Genomic DNA, 17,194 nt, shown 5'->3' on the forward strand with positions numbered 1-17,194 from the left:
ATCAACCAAAGGTGTGTTTAAATTGCGGATTAAACCGGAAGAATTAAAATATAGCCAAGACGGACTGATTCCTGCCATAGTGCAGGATGCCAAAACCAAAGAAGTGCTGATGCTGGCATATATGAACAGCGAGGCTGTCGCCAAAACACTTGCTACCGGAGAAACCTGGTTCTGGAGCAGAAGCAGGCAAAAATTCTGGCACAAGGGTGAATCGTCCGGAAATGTACAAAAAGTAAAAGAAGTGTTATATGATTGTGACCGGGATACGCTGCTGGTGCTGGTCGAGCAAAAAGGAGCGGCCTGTCACGAAGGCTATTACAGCTGTTTCCACTATGCACTGGCTCCGGACGGTGAGGTTACAGTTATTGGCGAACCACTTTTTGATCCTGAAAAAGTTTACGGTAAAAGCTGATGCACTAGCCACCGCAAGGTGGCATTTCTAATTAGAATACAGGAGTCAGGAGATAGGAGTCAGTAGGGATTTTTGCATTCCTTTATGTATTTTAGACCCTTGATTATTAACTAAAAATTATTCTGACTCCTGACTCCTGAATTCTGACTCCTAGATTAAATGCGGAGGTTGTAATGGATTTATCTGTTCTTAACGAAGCGCAGAGAAAAGCAGTAACCTACGGCGACGGACCAATGCTGATTCTGGCCGGGGCCGGAAGCGGCAAAACCAGGGTGTTGACAACCAGGGTAGCGTATCTGCTGAAAGAAAAGGGCATTGATCCCTATCATATACTGGCCATAACCTTTACCAATAAGGCCGCCCGGGAAATGCGCGAGAGAATTCAGGCCATGGTACCGGAAATGGCCCGTGAACTGTGGATTTCAACTTTTCATTCTACCTGCCTGCGCATATTAAGGCGCCAATCAGGTTTTGCAGGCTACAATGCAAATTTCGTAATTTATGATACCGATGATCAAAAGACTGTACTTAAGGAATGCTTAAAAGAGTTAAACCTGGATGATAAGAAATTCCCGCCTCAGGCTATGTTGGCCGGGATCTCCCAGGCCAAAAACGTTTTATACGGGCCGGAGGAGCTTGAAAAAAAATCGCATGACTATTACAGCCAAATTGTATGTAAAGTCTATAGCCTGTACCAAAAGAAACTATTTCAAAATAACGGCCTGGATTTCGATGATTTAATCATGCAAACCGTCAGGCTTTTGCAAAACAACCCGGTGGTGCTGGATTATTACCAGGGAAAATTTCATTACGTACTGGTGGATGAATACCAGGATACCAATCACGCCCAATATGTATTGGTCAATCTGCTGGCGCAAAAGAGACGCAACCTCTGCGTGGTGGGGGACCCCGATCAGGGTATTTACGGTTGGCGCGGCGCGGATATCGGCAATATTATGCGTTTTGAAAAAGACAATCCCGATGCCGAAGTGTTCATGCTGGAACAAAACTACCGTTCCACCGGCACGATATTGGATTCAGCCAATAAGGTGATTCAAAATAACAGGGATCGCAAGGATAAGAACCTTTGGACAGCCGGGCCGGAAGGCGATCCCATAATTGTCTTCTCGGCCAGGGACGAGCATGCCGAGGCTAATTATATCGTAGACCGGATTAATCGCTGGAATACCTATAAACACAAGAAATACGGAGATATCGCCATTCTATACCGAACTCATGCCCAATCGCGCGTGTTGGAAGAAAAACTGCTGGCGGCAGGAATACCCTATACCATCATTGGCGGGTTAAGATTCTATGAACGCAAGGAAATAAAGGATTTACTGGCCTATTTGCGGCTGCTGGTCAACCCTGACGACAGAGTGGGCCTCAGGCGCATCATTAATGAGCCCAAAAGAGGTATCGGGCCTGCCTCATTGGATAAAATTCTGGCCTTGGCTGATAATATGGGCATAGCCCCTCTCCAATTGCTGGAGGAAGGCATATCCATAACCGGGTTAAGCGGAAAGGCAGCCAGATCCGCCTGTGAATTTGGATCTGTTATGAGAGATATTAAGGAAAAGATCAATGAACTCTCCGTTACAGATGTTGTTAAAGAGGTTTTGGAAAGATCGGGCTATTTGGGGGCGCTGCAGAACGAGCGAACCATTGAGTCACAGACCAGGCTGGAAAACCTCAGTGAGTTTTTCTCGGTGACCCGGGAATATGAAAAAAACACCGGAGGCGGCAGTCTGGCTGATTTTTTAGCTGATCTGGCACTGGTAACTGATCTGGATCAGCTGGATGACGAAGATACCGACAGAGTAACGATGATGACCCTGCACAGTGCCAAGGGACTCGAATTTCCCATTGTATTTCTGGCCGGTTTGGAGGAAAGCGTATTTCCTCATTCCCGTTCGCTGGAGGACAGGCATGAACTTGAGGAGGAAAGAAGGCTTTGCTATGTCGGCATTACCAGAGCCATGGAAAGCCTTTATCTGACTCATTGCTGGCAGCGTACTATATATGGTCATACTAAAGTGAACGAGCCGTCACGTTTTTTAAATGAACTGCCCGAGGAAAATTTAAGCCATTTTGACCCGCTGGACCGGTTAATAAAAAAATCCATTCAGGATAAAGCTCAGGTTGTGAACCATGCAGTAAATAATTTTACCAATAAAGCTGCAAATAATCAAAGCAGCGTTGGCAATGCAGTAAATTTTAGTCCCGGTGAGTTGGTGACGCATCGTAAATGGGGACAGGGTACGGTGCTGGAAGTTAAGGGCAAGGGTGACAACGCGGAAATTAAAATTGATTTTCCCGGTCTGGGCACAAAAACTTTACTGGCCCGGTTTGCCCCGCTGGAACGCTAGAAAGGGGATAGTCATGGTCGGCGAATTAGACGACATCCGCCGGAGGATAGAAGAACTGCGCGAGGAAATTGAAAAACATGATTATCTGTATTATGTGCTTGATGCGCCGGTAATAACTGACGCCCGGTACGACCGGCTGATGCAGGAACTGCTTCAATTGGAGCAGGACAATCCCGCTCTGATTACCACTGATTCCCCAACGCAGCGAGTGGGGGGAAAACCGCGTGAAGGATTTACCACTGTAAAGCACAGCACACCTTTGCTCAGTTTGGGCAATGCTTTTGGGGCAGACGACTTGCGGGATTTTGATAACAGGGTGAAATCGGCCCTGCGGGGCGAGGATTACAGCTATGTTGTGGAATTAAAAATAGATGGTCTGGCGGTTGCGTTAACCTATCAGAATGGCGCGTTCGTACGCGGGGCGACCCGTGGGGATGGTGAAAACGGTGAAGACATTACTGCCAATTTAAAAACCATCAGGAGCATACCGCTGCGCCTGCGCGCCCCGGTGGAAATTCTGGAAGTCCGGGGCGAAGTCTATATGCCCAAAGAGTCTTTTGGGGAATTGAACCGCCGCAGGGAAGAACGGGGCGAGCCAACCTTTGCCAATCCGAGAAACGCGGCGGCAGGCTCATTGCGGCAGCTGAACCCGGGAGTTACGGCCAAACGAAACTTGAATATTTTTGTTTATGGCATTGGTGCTTTGCAAATACCCGGCCAAAAACCGCCGGATACACATCATGAGTCTCTTAAGCTGCTGGAGGAATTGGGTTTTCGGGTTAACCCCCATCACTTGATTTGCCGCGATATTGAAGAGACAATAAGTTATTGTAATATTTGGCGGGATAAAAAAACAGAACTGCCTTATTCCATAGACGGCATGGTGATTAAAGTTAACCTGCTGGCTCAGCAAATTTTTTTGGGGGCAACGATGAAAAGCCCGCGCTGGGCCATTGCCTATAAATACCCGCCTGAGCAGGCGGAAACTATGGTAAAAGATATTTTTGTCAGCGTGGGCCGTACCGGTGTAATCACACCTACAGCCTTACTGGAACCGGTTTTTATTGCCGGCTCAACTGTATCCAAAGCTACTTTACATAATGAGGATATCATCAAAGAAAAGGATGTGCGGATTGGAGACAGAGTTATTATCCATAAGGCCGGCGATGTAATTCCTGAAGTGGTGGAAGTGCTGAAGAATAAAAGAAACGGCGCGGAAATACCTTTTGTTATGCCCTCAACCTGCCCGGCTTGCGGGGCTGAAGTGGTGCGCCAGACCGGAGAAGCTGCTCACAGGTGCACCGGTGCGGCCTGCCCGGCCCAACTGCTTGAAGGAATGATTCATTTTGCTTCAAGGGGCGCCATGGACATAGCCGGTATGGGGCCGGCGGTGATAAAACAGCTGGTTGAGTCAGGGTTGGTTAGGGACGTTTCAGATATTTATCATATAAATGCGGAACAATTAAGGCAACTGGAGCGGTTTGCTGATAAATCGGCCGATAATCTGGTAAATGCAATTGCAGCCAGTAAAAGCAACCAGCTGCACCGGTTGATTTTTGCCCTGGGCATCAGGCATGTCGGTGAGCGGGCGGCCCGCATTCTGGCCGATCATTTTGGCAGTATTTATGAATTAATGGATGTGCAGTTTGAGGAATTAACCGATATCCCCGAGATTGGCCCCAAAATTGCCGAAAGTTTGATTAATTTTATGCATGAAGAGCAAAACAGGAGATTAATCGAACGACTGGCCCAAAGCGGTGTCAACGTAGCTGCGGAGAAAAAAGAAAGCTTGGGCCAAAGTGCGTTTTCAGGGAAAACAGTGGTGCTTACCGGAACGCTGTCAAGTTTAACCCGGGATGAAGCCAAAGAAATCATTGAAAATCAGGGCGGTAAAGTAGCTTCTTCCGTAAGCAAAAAGACCGGTTACGTAATCGTTGGCGAAAATCCGGGCAGCAAGTACGACAAAGCAGTCAAACTGGGGGTCAAAATTATCGGTGAGCAGGAGTTCCTGGAACTGGCCAGGGTATAGCTTAATAGCTTGCTACCTAATTTTGCCTTTGATATAATGGTTGCAGCTTTTGTGTGAAAAGGAAGGTGCTATATGATCAGCCTCAAAGACGTGGAGCATGTGGCTTTGCTGGGTCGTCTGGAATTAACCGTTGAAGAGAAAGAGGTATACGCTAAACAGCTTAGCGATATTCTGGAATACGCGCGAAAATTACAAGACCTGGATACCACCGACACGCAACCCACTGCTCACGTATTACCGTTGAAAAACGTATTTAGGGAAGATAAGGTCGGCGAACATTTGCCCGTGGAAAATGTCCTGGCCAACGCGCCGGAAAAACAGGACAACTTTTTTAAAGTACCCAAAATTGTTTAATATTAAAGGCTGGAGGTAGTTGTTTTGCATCTGAATTACCTTACCGCACACCAGTTACATGACATGCTGGTTAACGGGGATATTAGCTCTGAAGAATTAACGTTAGCTGTATTTAACCGGATAGAACAGGTAGATGAAAGAATTCGTGCTTTTATTACTGTGACCAGGGAGCAAGCCCTGCAGCAGGCCAAAAAAGTTGACCAGGCCCGGCTTGCCGGGGACAAGCTTCCACCCCTGGCCGGGATTCCCGTGGCCGTTAAAGATAATATGTGTACCAGGGGAATTCGCACCACTTGTGCTTCTAAAATCCTATATCAATTTGTCCCTCCCTATAATGCCACGGTAATTGACAGGTTAAACAAGGAGCAGATGGTTCTGGTAGGTAAAACTAATTTAGACGAGTTTGCCATGGGCTCATCCTGTGAAAACTCTGCTTTTTTCCCAACCAGTAACCCCTGGGATGAAACAAGAGTGCCCGGCGGGTCCAGCGGGGGCTCGGCAGCGGCTGTGGCGTCCGGTGAAACTGTGCTGGCTTTGGGATCGGACACCGGCGGGTCCATCAGGCAGCCGGCTTCTTTCTGTGGCGTGGTTGGGATGAAACCTACCTACGGTGCGGTATCTCGTTATGGCCTGGTGGCGTACGCGTCATCACTGGACCAAATCGGTCCTTTTGCCAGAGACGTGACTGACTGTGCACTTTTGCTGAATGCCATCTGCGGCCATGACCCACTTGACTCCACATCGGCGCCTTATGACCAGCCGGACTACAAAATGTCACTTAATGGAGAGATCAAGGGCATGAAAATCGGCGTTCCCAGAGAAATGATGGGAGATGGAATTGATGCCGGGGTTAGGGAAGTTATCGAAAAGGCCATTGACGTACTGACGGGCTTGGGCGCGTTTATAGAAGAGACCACCTTGCCCCATACCGAGTATGCGCTGCCTGCTTATTATTTAATTGCGCCTGCCGAGGCCAGTTCGAATCTGGCCCGTTATGACGGCGTGGCTTATGGCTACCGGTCGGAAAAGGCCCAGGATATGGTGGACATGTACATGAAGTCCAGGAGTGAAGGATTCGGGCCCGAAGTCAAACGCAGGATTATGCTTGGCACTTACGCTTTGTCGGCAGGGTATTACGATGCTTATTATAACCAGGCGCTTAAGGTTAGAACACTGGTCAAAAACGATTTTGACCGGGCCTTTAATAAATACGACCTGCTGTTAGGGCCGGTTGCCCCGTGCACCGCCTTTAAACGTGGTGAAAAAATAGATGACCCGATGCAGATGTACCTGGTAGATATATGTACTCTTTCTGTAAACCTGGCCGGGATACCGGCGATTTCCGTACCAGCCGGTATGTCAGGTAATTTACCTGTGGGACTGCATCTGATGGGTAAGCCATTTGGAGAGGAAGATATTCTTCGCGCAGCCTATGCGTTTGAACAAAATACTGACCATCACCTCAAATTTCCATAAAAAAACGCGCGTTTTAATACTTTAATCCTTAGCTCTTGCCATATATATGGCAAGATACTTTTCCCAAAGTGGTGCAAAACGGGAGGTGCATAAATTGTCTCAATACGAGGCTGTTATCGGCCTGGAAGTACACGTTGAATTAAAAACCAACACTAAAATATTTTGCAATTCCAGTACGGAATTCGGAGCCGATCCCAATCATCATATCTGCCCGGTGTGTCTCGGTTTGCCCGGTGTTTTACCGGTGGTTAATAAAAAGGTTGTAGAGTATGCGATAAAGGCAGGTCTGGCCTTAAACTGCAAAATTGCTTCATTTTCTAAGTTTGACAGAAAAAATTACTATTATCCTGATTTGCCCAAAAACTATCAAATATCTCAGTATGACCTGCCTATTGCGGAGCATGGATATTTGGAAGTTAATGTGGGTGGTCAAGAAAAAAGAATTGGGATAACCCGGGTTCATATGGAAGAGGATGCGGGTAAACTGGTGCATCAGGGGACAATTGCCACAACACCTTTCTCGTTGGTGGATTATAACCGCACCGGAGTACCGTTGATTGAAATAGTATCTGAGCCCGATATGCGCAGTGCGGAAGAAGCTATTGCTTATTTGGAAAAGTTAAAGGCTATTATCCAATATACCGGGGTAAGCGACTGTAAGATGCAGGAAGGTTCGTTACGCTGTGACGCCAACATATCAGTGCGCCCGGTAGGACAGAAAGAACTTGGCACCAAGACGGAATTGAAAAATATGAACTCATTTAAGGCGCTGCATAAGGCAGTGGCTTACGAAATAGAGCGGCAGATAGAGGTACTGGAAGACGGTGGCGAAATAACCCAGGAAACGAGGACCTGGGACGAAGCCAGGGGGGTTACCCTGACCATGCGCAGCAAAGAGGAAGCCCATGACTACAGGTATTTCCCTGATCCCGACCTGGTGCCGCTGGTTATTTCACAAGAATGGGTTAAAGAAATTCAAAACGGGATTCCGGAATTACCCGACCAACGCAAAGAACGTTTCACCCGTGAATTAGGTCTCCCTGATTATGATGCAATGGTGTTAACATCAACCAAGGAACTGGCTGATTTTTATGAGCAATGCGTGGAGCTGTATAATAACCCCAAAGCTATAAGCAACTGGATCATGGGCGACATGCTAAAAATGATGAACGCCAGCGGTCTGGAAATAACGGATGTGCGCTTTAAGCCTGAACAATTGGCCAAACTGCTGCAGCTGATGGATAAAGGAACTATTAGCGGTAAAATTGCTAAAAACGTTTTTGAAGAGATGTTTAATTCAGGTAAAGATCCGGAAGCAATCGTTAAGGAAAAAGGGTTGGTTCAGATTAGTGACGAGGGCCTGATTGAAAAAGTGGCGCAGCAAGTCATTGAAGCTAATCCCAAGTCTGTTGAAGACTATAAAAACGGCAAAAAACAGGCCATTGGGTTCCTGGTCGGTCAGGTAATGAAAGCGACCAAAGGGAAAGCCAATCCCGGCATCGTTAATAAAATGCTTACAGATTTGCTGGATAAGTAAAAAAGCAGGAGTCAGAAGACAGAAGTCAGGAGTCAGAATGAGAGAACAGGCGAAAACATTTTCTCGGGGCATTGAATTCTGTCTACCTGAATAGTAATGATTTCTAAATTATAACGCCGGGAAAAGGGTTTTCTTTGTACCGGCGTTTTTATGCATTTGGGGGGATCTGGAAATATAGGAACGCTTAACTCCGTTATTACCCATGTATACAGCATTATGCAGGTAAAAAGCTTTTCACATTTCTCCTGATGTGATAAAATTAAGTTTAAGTTTTGATCGAGTGTTTACATAAATATACTAATAATATTAATATTATTTACTATTCAGGTAGTCAGAATTACTAATTGTCATTCAGGAGTCAGTAGGACTTTATTTTATTCCTCCTTTATGGTTTTAAACCCTTGAATTACACTTAAAAATTATTCTGACTTCTGACTCCTAAATAGTTACTAATATGATTAATTATCTAGAAAGAAAGGCAGGAAAATTACATGCTATACGAAAGGCTTAACTTACCCGTTAAAGACATTTACATTGTGGATACAACGCTGCGCGATGGAGAACAAACAGCCGGTGTTGTGTTTGCGAACAGGGAAAAAGTAAGAATTGCCAGGTTTCTTGATGAAATGGGTGTTCATCAGATAGAAGCAGGGGTTCCGGTAATGGGTGGGGATGAAAAGGAAGCTATTAAAAAGATCTGTAACTCTGGCCTTAAAGCCAGCATTATGGGCTGGAACCGTCCCGTGATCAGAGATATTGAGCAATCACTGGAATGCGGTGTGGATGCAGTTGCTATATCAATATCCACCTCGGATATTCACATTAAACATAAACTGAGAACAAGCCGGGAATGGGTGCTGGAGCATATGGTCCAGGCGGTTGAGTTTGCGAAAAAAGAGGGTATGTATATTTCCGTTAACGCAGAGGACGCCTCCCGGACTGATTCGGATTTTTTGATTCAGTTTGCCCAGGCTGCCAAGGAAGCAGGAGCCAACCGCCTGCGTTATTGCGACACTGTCGGTATTTTAGAACCGTTTAAAACCTATGAAAATATCAAGAAAATCAAAGAAGGTGTTGACATAGATGTTGAGATGCACACCCATAACGATTTCGGCATGGCCACAGCAAATGCCATAGCAGGCGTTATGGCCGGAGCCAGCTGGATTGGGGTAACGGTTATGGGTTTGGGTGAGCGTGCCGGCAACTCGGCTCTGGAAGAAGTTGTCATGGCTTTAAAGCACCTTTTTAAACTTGACCTTGGTTTTAAAACTGAGATTTTCAGAGAAGTGGCTGAATATGTTTCACGCGCATCCGGTCGTGAATTGCCTGCCTGGAAGGCCATTGTGGGATCAAATATGTTTGCCCACGAATCAGGCATCCACGCTGACGGCGCATTGAAAAATCCTAAAACCTACGAGGCTTTTCTACCGGAAGAGGTTGGTTTGGAAAGGCAAATCGTGGTGGGCAAACACTCCGGAACTGCAGCGCTTAAAGCAAAATACGCGGAATACGGCATCCGCCTGACTGAACACCAGGCAGAGGAATTGTTGCCCAAAATTCGTTCTTACACAGTTTCCATGAAGCGGCCTTTATTCGATAAAGAGTTAATGTATATTTATGAAGACTATTATGGCGGCACCAAAAGGGAATAAAAATACCAAAGATTAGCTTTTAAAGCACCCCATCATGGGTGCTTTTTTTTCTTATAAAATATATCTGGCCATATTTATGGCCAGAACTAAGGATTAAAGTATAAAAAACGCGCGCTAAGGGAACTGATTGAGCGCGCTTTTTTTTCGTATAAAACATTGCTTTAATTAAGATAATACAAACGTAAAGAATAAAACTCGGAGGCGATAAAATGGTTAACCCCACCAATTTCGGTACCGGAGAATATAAATTAAAAGCAATGCATGATGCCAGATATCCCGGAGGTGTAGTGGTTGATCCCACCCCGATTACGACGGGTGAAGAAATAACTGTACTGTATGATGGACTGTTGGATGCCAGTGGGGCAACCCAGATATTTTTACATGTGGGTTATGGCAACGCCAGGGAATGGAGAAGTGTTGGCACCATGCGGATGTCCCGTACGGGCTGGGGTTGGGTGAAAACACTGGAAATTCCGGACGAGGATAGGTTTAACTTCTGTTTTCACGACGGTTACGGCAATTGGGACAATAACAACGGAATCAACTGGAGCTTTGAAATTCATAATGGCAGGCGCCACTAAAGCAGAATATGTAACGAAAATCCTGCCGGTTTTAACGGCAGGGTTTTTGTTTTTATCGTTTGGCCAAAACTTTTAATAAATTAGCTTGATTTTACATAAAATATAAATGCTGTCATAAATATCAGGAGTCAGGAGTTAGAATTCAGTAGTCAGAATGAAAGAAACGCTTTAGGCATTCTGACTACTGACTCCTGACTTCTGAATACTTAAACAAGGAGGATGGTAATGCGAGTTGCAATGTTTTCGTGGGAATTTCCCCCCAAAAGCGTCGGTGGCCTCGCCCAGCATGTTTTTGATCTCACCCGCGCTCTTATCGACCAGGGGGTGGAAATCCACCTTTTTACGCTGGGAGAGCCCGGGTTGCCGGAATACGAAAGAGTTAACGGTGTTTTTGTATACAGAGTTATCCCCTATAACGTTTCTTCCCCGGATTTTACCACCTGGGTGTCGCAGCTTAACGTAGCTATGTTGGAAAAAGCAATACCGGTATTTAGTGAAAGCAATGACTTTCAGGTCCTGCATGCGCATGACTGGCTTGTTGCTTATGCGGTGAGAGCCTTAAAACACGCCTATCGTATACCAATGATTGCAACTATTCATGCCACCGAGTACGGTAGAAATTATGGCCTGCATAATAACACCCAAAGACATATTAGTGATGTGGAATGGTGGCTGTGTTACGAGGCGTGGCGTGTTATCTGCTGCAGCCACTACATGGAAGGTGAACTTAAATATGTTTTTCAAGTTCCCGATGACAAACTTGAAATTATACCCAATGGAGTAGATGCCAATAATTTTATCCAGAAAAATAATAATATCTCCCGTAACAATTATGCCGCACAAGACGAAAAAATTGTCTTTTATGTTGGCAGGCTGGTCAGGGAAAAAGGAGTACAAGTGCTCCTGGATGCAATTCCAATGATTTTAAAGCAGGTCCCTGATATTAAATTTGTTATTTCGGGAAAAGGGCCTCATCAGGGTGAGCTGCAAAGCCAGGCTACCCGGCTGGGAATTTCCAATAAAATTTATTTTACAGGTTACATAGATGAATATACTCGTAATACACTTTACAGTTGGTCGGATGTAGCAGTATTCCCCAGTTTGTATGAGCCGTTTGGCATAGTGGCGCTGGAAGCAATGGCGGCGAAGACGCCGGTGGTTGTTTCTGATACAGGTGGCCTCAGCGAAATAGTTCGGCACAACTATGACGGCTTAAAGGCATATCCCGGCAATCCAAGCTCGCTGGCGGATATGATCCTGTTAATCTTAAAAAATCCACAACAGGCCCAGCAGTTGCAAAACAACGCTTATCAAAAAGTGAAGCAAAAATTTAACTGGCAGGACATCGCAGTCAAGACCAGCGAGATATATAAAACGGTCTGGGATGAACATTTAAGCACCAGGTGGAATTCCCGCCAGCGCGGTTTTATGGAACGTTTCTCCAAGGTATTTGGTAAATATTCTTAGATCAAGGAGGGGTATAGTTTGAAGGCTATAATTATGGCGGGTGGTGAAGGGTCCCGTTTAAGACCATTGACCTGCGGTTTGCCCAAACCAATGGTTCCCATAATGAACCGGCCGATTATGACCTATATTGCTGATCTGCTCAATACCCATGGCTTTAGCGATATTGGGGTAACTTTGCAATACATGCCTGAGGAAATTCGCAACTATTTTGGCAACGGTAGCGAATTTAATGCTAATATGCAATATTTTATAGAGGAAACTCCGCTTGGCACGGCTGGAAGCGTTAAAAACGCAGAAAAATTTTTGGATAGCCCGTTTATTGTTATCAGTGGTGACGCCTTAACGGATTTTGATTTAGCCAAGGCGGTGTCATTTCATAGAGAGAAAGGTTCCATTGCCACGCTGGTTTTAACCAGAGTAAGCTGCCCCCTGGAATATGGAGTAGTGATTACCGGTCGGGACGGCAGCATAACTCAGTTTCTGGAAAAACCCAGCTGGGGTGAAGTTTTTAGCGATACAGTCAACACCGGCATTTACATTCTGGAGCCGGAGGTGTTGGATTATATACCACCAAACACTAAATTTGATTTTAGTAAAGACTTATTTCCTCTGCTGCTGGAAATGGGTAAACCGATGTATGGTGTGGTGCTGTCCGGTTATTGGTGTGATATCGGTGATCTAAGACAATATGTGCAGGCACATTATGATTTTCTTTCAGGTTCAATTAATTTAAAAATACACGCTGAAGAACAGCTGCCTGGTGTTTTCGTTGAGCGCGGGGTTAAAATAGACGCTACCGCCCAAATTAACGGGCCTGTTTTTATCGGTGAGGCAGTTAATATTGGTAAAAACGTAAGGATCGATCAATTTACATCCATTGGATCGGGTACTTTGATCCAGGAAGGTTCATCAATTAAGAGAAGTGTGCTTTGGAATAATAATTTTATTGCCCCCGGGGTTAGTTTGCGGGGTTGCGTTCTGGGCAGCAGGGTGCAGGTTCAGGCCGGCAGTAATATCTATGAGGGGGCGGTCATTGGCAGTGATTCGGTAATCAGGGAAAGGTGTGTCATTAACCCTGATGTTAAATTGTGGCCGCATAAGGTGGTGGAAACCGGGTCCACTGTCCGGGAAAGCATGATTTGGGGTAATCGTGTACCCAGACGAATATTCGGAATTGAAGGCATAACCGGCATGCTGAATGTTGAAATTACACCTGAATTTGCTTCCCGCGTAGCGGCGGCTTATGCATCAACACTTGGTGAAGGAGCCAGGGTATGCGTTAGCAGTGATATTTACACTCCTTCCAGGATGATCAAGGACGCTATCACCTGTGGCTTAATGTCTGCCGGAATAGATGTATTAAACATAAGTGAAGGGATTACTCCAATGCACCGCTTTGCTATGCAAAAGTATGGCTGCGATGGTGGCGTGCATGTTCGGATATCACCAAGAAGACCGGAGCGGATCAATATTTTATTTACCAATAGCCAGGGGGGGAATATATCCCGCAGCCAGGAACGAAAAATTGAAAACCTCCTGGCCAGAGAAGACTTCAAGCGTGCAGATTTTTCAACCATACGTGAAGCTAAACCAGTTCCTGATGTACCCATAGAATATATTAAATCGCTTTTGCGGAAAGTGGATATTCATTCAATCAGAAAAGCAAGACTTAGCATAGCAGCTATTTATGACAGAAATAATTCCGGAAGATTTTTGGAGCCGCTATGTAATGAATTAAATGTTGCCCTGGAGCAAATTGAAGTGGAGCAGCCATTGGAATTCCCATTGAATTGGAGCAATTACAGGCTAATGGCTGAAAAAGTTGCAACAATAGTAATTGAAAAAGGGCATTCCATGGGGATAATTTTGGACTCGGGCGGAGATTACATGGTATTAATTGATAACCTGGGGCGGATTATCCAGGAAGATCTTTTAGTGGCACTTTCAGCATTGACGGTTATGCATTCCCGGGGCGGGTCGGTTGTGGTTCCTGTAACCGCACCTCGTGCTATTGACATTCTTGCCAGTAAATATGATGTTCGGGTTGTTAGAACTAAAACAGCAGTTCAGGATTTTTATGATAAGTTAATCCAAGAGGATAACCTGTCCATTAGTGATTCAGAGGGTCATATCTCCCAATCAATGATTCACTTTGATGCACTGGCTGCAATAATTAACATTTTCGAATACCTGATATGGGAGCAAGCTAACCTTTCTGAAACAGTGGATAAGATTCCGTCGTTTTTTATGGAAAAGAAAGAAACAGGCGTACCCTGGGAGGCAAAAGGCACTGTAATTCGCAGTTTAATCGAGGAAATGCCCGAAGAGAAGATGGAACTGCAGGACGGGGTAAAAGTTTACCACCGGAACGGATGGGCTCTGGTGCTGCCGGACCCTGAGGAGCCGGTATGTCGTGTCTTTAGTGAAGGCAGCACGATGGAGATAGCTGAATCCCTAGCTGACTTTTACATTGATAAAATACAGAAGATAATAGACCCTGCCAAAAAAACAGGATAATAGGAAAGGGGACACACCTCCTCTTGGGGGGGCGTAACTTCAAGGTCGAAGGTAAGTTCCCAATAAAGTGGGGGCGGACAGCGTCGTCCGCCCCTGCAAAGTGAACTCGTTCAGCTAAAGCTGAACATCGGGGCTTCAGATGGAGATTCTACCCCACCTGAAGTAAAAATAGGAACTCCCACTTATAGAAGTGGGAGTCTTCGAATTTGATAAATTAATAACATAATACATAAAATAATTTCACTGCGCTGGGAATATTAGTAAAATACTATTTGGCTATTGTGGCAACCGTCTTGGGTTTAATAAGCGGGCCACCCATTGGTATAATGGTTCTCTCATATACCGTGTTGAGTACCACGCCGGTGGAAGTATAAAGACCGAAAATGCCGGCAATCAAAAGGAAGTTTCCTGAGACAACATGCCATTCATGCCCGATGACACCCATGTCCATCAAGGCTACCACAGGCACGGCAATATCTAAAGCCAGAACCACTCCAAGAAGACTGAGCGGGGACTTAAAATAGCCCGGAGTCCAGCATAATAATGCGATAGCTAAAGGAAGCCAGGCCCAGCCATCAATACGGGCATCTATTGCCGGCCAGCCATAAGCTCCGGCTAAATATTTAAAAATAAGTTCTGCCCCGGTTGCAAACATAAAAAAGGCTGAGAAGAAGGTGAAAACGTTGCCGCCTAAAACATTGCCATGGTTAAGTTCCATAACGCCAACAATAACTTGTACAATAAATCCACCAAGCAGCCAGATGCCTAAAAGGGGTATGCATGAACCTTCAACTTTACCGGTATGAACTGCATAAAATGTAAAACATGCCATCGCAAGGGCAACTAAGCCCGCGGGTCCTGGATTTGCAGCGTGTCCTTGAGACATTAAACAACCTCCTTAGTTTTTATAGTTTAAATTTTCAGAATTTCACACCAATTAAATGCGTTACCACCTCCAGTTTTGCAAAAAATATATATTCCCTTTATTCCATGAATAATAACATGCAAAAATCATGCGCACTTCCAATAAGTAAAAATACTCACTAAAAATGCCGATTACTAAAATTAAAAAAATGTTTATTTAGTACGAATGTTTACACTAGATAGAAAATTTAAAAAAGTAATACTTTTGAAAACAAAAAAATAACCCCTTTGGAGGGTTATTAGAAATGTAAATTATCGTATACAGCTGTATATAAAAATTTCCATTTAAACTGCTTTTCTGTAATAACTAATGTCTATATCGGGAAAAATATTATTTTTGTTTTCCAAATCAAATAGCATTCCTGCGTCAATGTAATTAGACTTAATTTGATCGTAAAGCGCTAAAAAGTTATGCATATGTTGTTTGGTCCTGCGGATTGCGTATTCCACCATTGTGCCTGTGTTCATAATAAAGGCCCAGTCGCTGCTCTGCGCCAGCAGAAGTTCCCTGGCTGCTTGTTTCAACGCCCTTTCTGTGAGCCCGCTACTGTGATGATAGTTGTTGGCCAGTTCTATCATGCGTTCGGCTGCTATATGGAGATGGCGGTAAATCCAATCGTTTTCCCGGCATAGCCATACTTCATTATAACCTTTGTTACCCCAGGTTGACGGGCACGGCCGGGCAACCTGGTTACAGGGATATTTTTTAAGGTAGTCTCCGGGGGTTACGGTCTCAATCATATCAAAATCGTAATGGGCTTTCCGCAGTACATTTTTTAGCCAATCCGGTCCTTCAAACCACCAATGCCCAAATAATTCAGCATCATACGGTGCAACAATAATAGGTTCCCGGTCCATTAGCGAACTTATATAATTAATCTGGTGCTCACGGTTGAATAAAAAGTTGCCTGCATGAATATCTGCTTTACGCAATGCATTCTCTCTGTTATAGGGTGCTTTATGATCATCTTTGCCTGTAATCCTAAAATATTTCAAACCTGTATTTACCCTAATTCCGTCAGGATGGATATGGGGGTGGATATAATCATATTCCAGGTCATGACCAATATCACGGTAGTATTCGCGATAATCAAAATCACCCGGATATCCTTCATTTGAGCTCCAGACTTGCTTGGAAGACTCAATATCGCGGGCAAATACCGCTACCCCAGTGGGACAGAAGATAGGCGCATAAATTCCGTATTTAGGTCTGTGCGAGGCAAAAAGCACTCCGTGTGTGTCAGTTAAAAAGTATTTAATGCCAAATTCTTTTATAATACTGTCAACACCCTCGGCGTAAGCGCATTCGGGTAACCAGACACCAACCGGGGGTTCACCAAAATGTCTATTGTAAATGTCAGCGGCAACTCCTACTTGGGCGCGCACAGCTTCTTGATGGATCATTAGCGGTAGAAATCCATGGGTTGCTGCACAGGTAATTACCTCAAGCCTGTTCAGGTGCTTTAACCTGGCCAAAGCGTTGATTAAATTGCACTGGTATTTTTCAGCATAGATATGCTTTATCTTTACAAGCCTGTCCCGGTACATCAATGCTGTCTGATGGAATTCAGTACCGGAAGTGCGGGTTGTTTCTTTATGTGCCAGTTCTATCAGGTTATCAAGATATTTCAGATACCTCTGCTGCAGTAAATCATCCGTCAGCATGCTTAATAGTGTTGGTGAAACAGAAAAAGTTAAGCGAAACGGTATACCTTCATCTATAAGCTCGTCAAATTTATCAATTAAGGGTACGTATGTTTCAGTAATCGCTTCAAACAGCCATCTTTCTTCCAGAAAGTATTCATATTCGGGATGTCTTATAAAAGGTAAATGTGCATGAAGCACAAAACATAAAAAACCTCTGGCCAAAACAACC

Annotated in this window: 12 protein-coding genes; 10 read left to right on the forward strand and 2 right to left on the reverse strand. The window is 44.8% G+C overall.

Translation table 11 applies throughout. The features are described 5' to 3' along the window. The first annotated feature begins 22 nt into the window (after positions 1-22). The 10 genes from hisI (at position 23) to BM056_RS01280 (ending at position 14,394) form a co-directional block, all read left to right on the forward strand. Positions 23-412, forward strand: coding sequence for a phosphoribosyl-AMP cyclohydrolase (gene hisI, locus BM056_RS01235; RefSeq protein ID WP_435050940.1), 390 nt, complete (start codon positions 23-25; stop codon positions 410-412). Between the two features lie 173 nt (positions 413-585). Further along, entirely contained in the window at positions 586-2,781 is a 2,196-nt protein-coding gene (gene pcrA, locus BM056_RS01240; RefSeq protein ID WP_092467910.1) for a DNA helicase PcrA, read from the forward strand. Between the two features lie 13 nt (positions 2,782-2,794). Then, a complete protein-coding gene (gene ligA / locus BM056_RS01245; RefSeq protein ID WP_092467912.1) occupies positions 2,795-4,810 on the forward strand; it encodes an NAD-dependent DNA ligase LigA in 2,016 nt (671 codons plus the stop codon). Between the two features lie 72 nt (positions 4,811-4,882). Then, positions 4,883-5,164, forward strand: coding sequence for an Asp-tRNA(Asn)/Glu-tRNA(Gln) amidotransferase subunit GatC (gene gatC, locus BM056_RS01250; RefSeq protein WP_092467914.1), 282 nt, complete (start codon positions 4,883-4,885; stop codon positions 5,162-5,164). Between the two features lie 24 nt (positions 5,165-5,188). Next, the gene (gene gatA / locus BM056_RS01255; RefSeq protein WP_092467915.1) at positions 5,189-6,640 is read left to right on the forward strand and encodes an Asp-tRNA(Asn)/Glu-tRNA(Gln) amidotransferase subunit GatA; all 1,452 of its coding nucleotides are present in this window, start codon (positions 5,189-5,191) and stop codon (positions 6,638-6,640) included. A 94-nt stretch (positions 6,641-6,734) separates the two neighbouring features. Next, a complete protein-coding gene (gene gatB, locus BM056_RS01260; RefSeq protein WP_274377495.1) occupies positions 6,735-8,177 on the forward strand; it encodes an Asp-tRNA(Asn)/Glu-tRNA(Gln) amidotransferase subunit GatB in 1,443 nt (480 codons plus the stop codon). A gap of 491 nt (positions 8,178-8,668) precedes the next feature. Next, a complete protein-coding gene (gene nifV / locus BM056_RS01265) occupies positions 8,669-9,829 on the forward strand; it encodes a homocitrate synthase (protein ID WP_092467919.1) in 1,161 nt (386 codons plus the stop codon). 209 nt (positions 9,830-10,038) lie between these two features. After that, positions 10,039-10,410: a carbohydrate-binding protein gene (locus BM056_RS01270; RefSeq protein ID WP_092467921.1), complete on the forward strand. Its 372-nt coding sequence runs from the start codon at positions 10,039-10,041 to the stop codon at positions 10,408-10,410. Between the two features lie 225 nt (positions 10,411-10,635). Further along, the gene (locus tag BM056_RS01275; RefSeq protein WP_092467924.1) at positions 10,636-11,877 is read left to right on the forward strand and encodes a glycosyltransferase family 4 protein; all 1,242 of its coding nucleotides are present in this window, start codon (positions 10,636-10,638) and stop codon (positions 11,875-11,877) included. A gap of 18 nt (positions 11,878-11,895) precedes the next feature. After that, positions 11,896-14,394: a sugar phosphate nucleotidyltransferase gene (locus tag BM056_RS01280; protein WP_092467927.1), complete on the forward strand. Its 2,499-nt coding sequence runs from the start codon at positions 11,896-11,898 to the stop codon at positions 14,392-14,394. 268 nt (positions 14,395-14,662) lie between these two features. On the opposite strand, the gene BM056_RS01285 is transcribed toward BM056_RS01280, so the two are convergent. Next, positions 14,663-15,280 (reverse strand): acetate uptake transporter family protein, encoded by a 618-nt coding sequence (locus BM056_RS01285; protein ID WP_092467929.1) that lies wholly within the window; start codon positions 15,278-15,280, stop codon positions 14,663-14,665. 323 nt (positions 15,281-15,603) lie between these two features. After that, positions 15,604-17,187 carry a glycoside hydrolase family 57 protein gene (locus BM056_RS01290; RefSeq protein ID WP_092467931.1) on the reverse strand — a complete coding sequence of 528 codons (1,584 nt, stop codon included), beginning with the start codon at positions 17,185-17,187 and terminating at the stop codon, positions 15,604-15,606. Between the last annotated feature and the right edge of the window lie 7 nt (positions 17,188-17,194).

Origin of the sequence: Desulfotruncus arcticus DSM 17038 (genome assembly GCF_900113335.1) — a bacterium.
GTDB lineage: Bacteria > Bacillota > Desulfotomaculia > Desulfotomaculales > Desulfallaceae > Desulfotruncus > Desulfotruncus arcticus.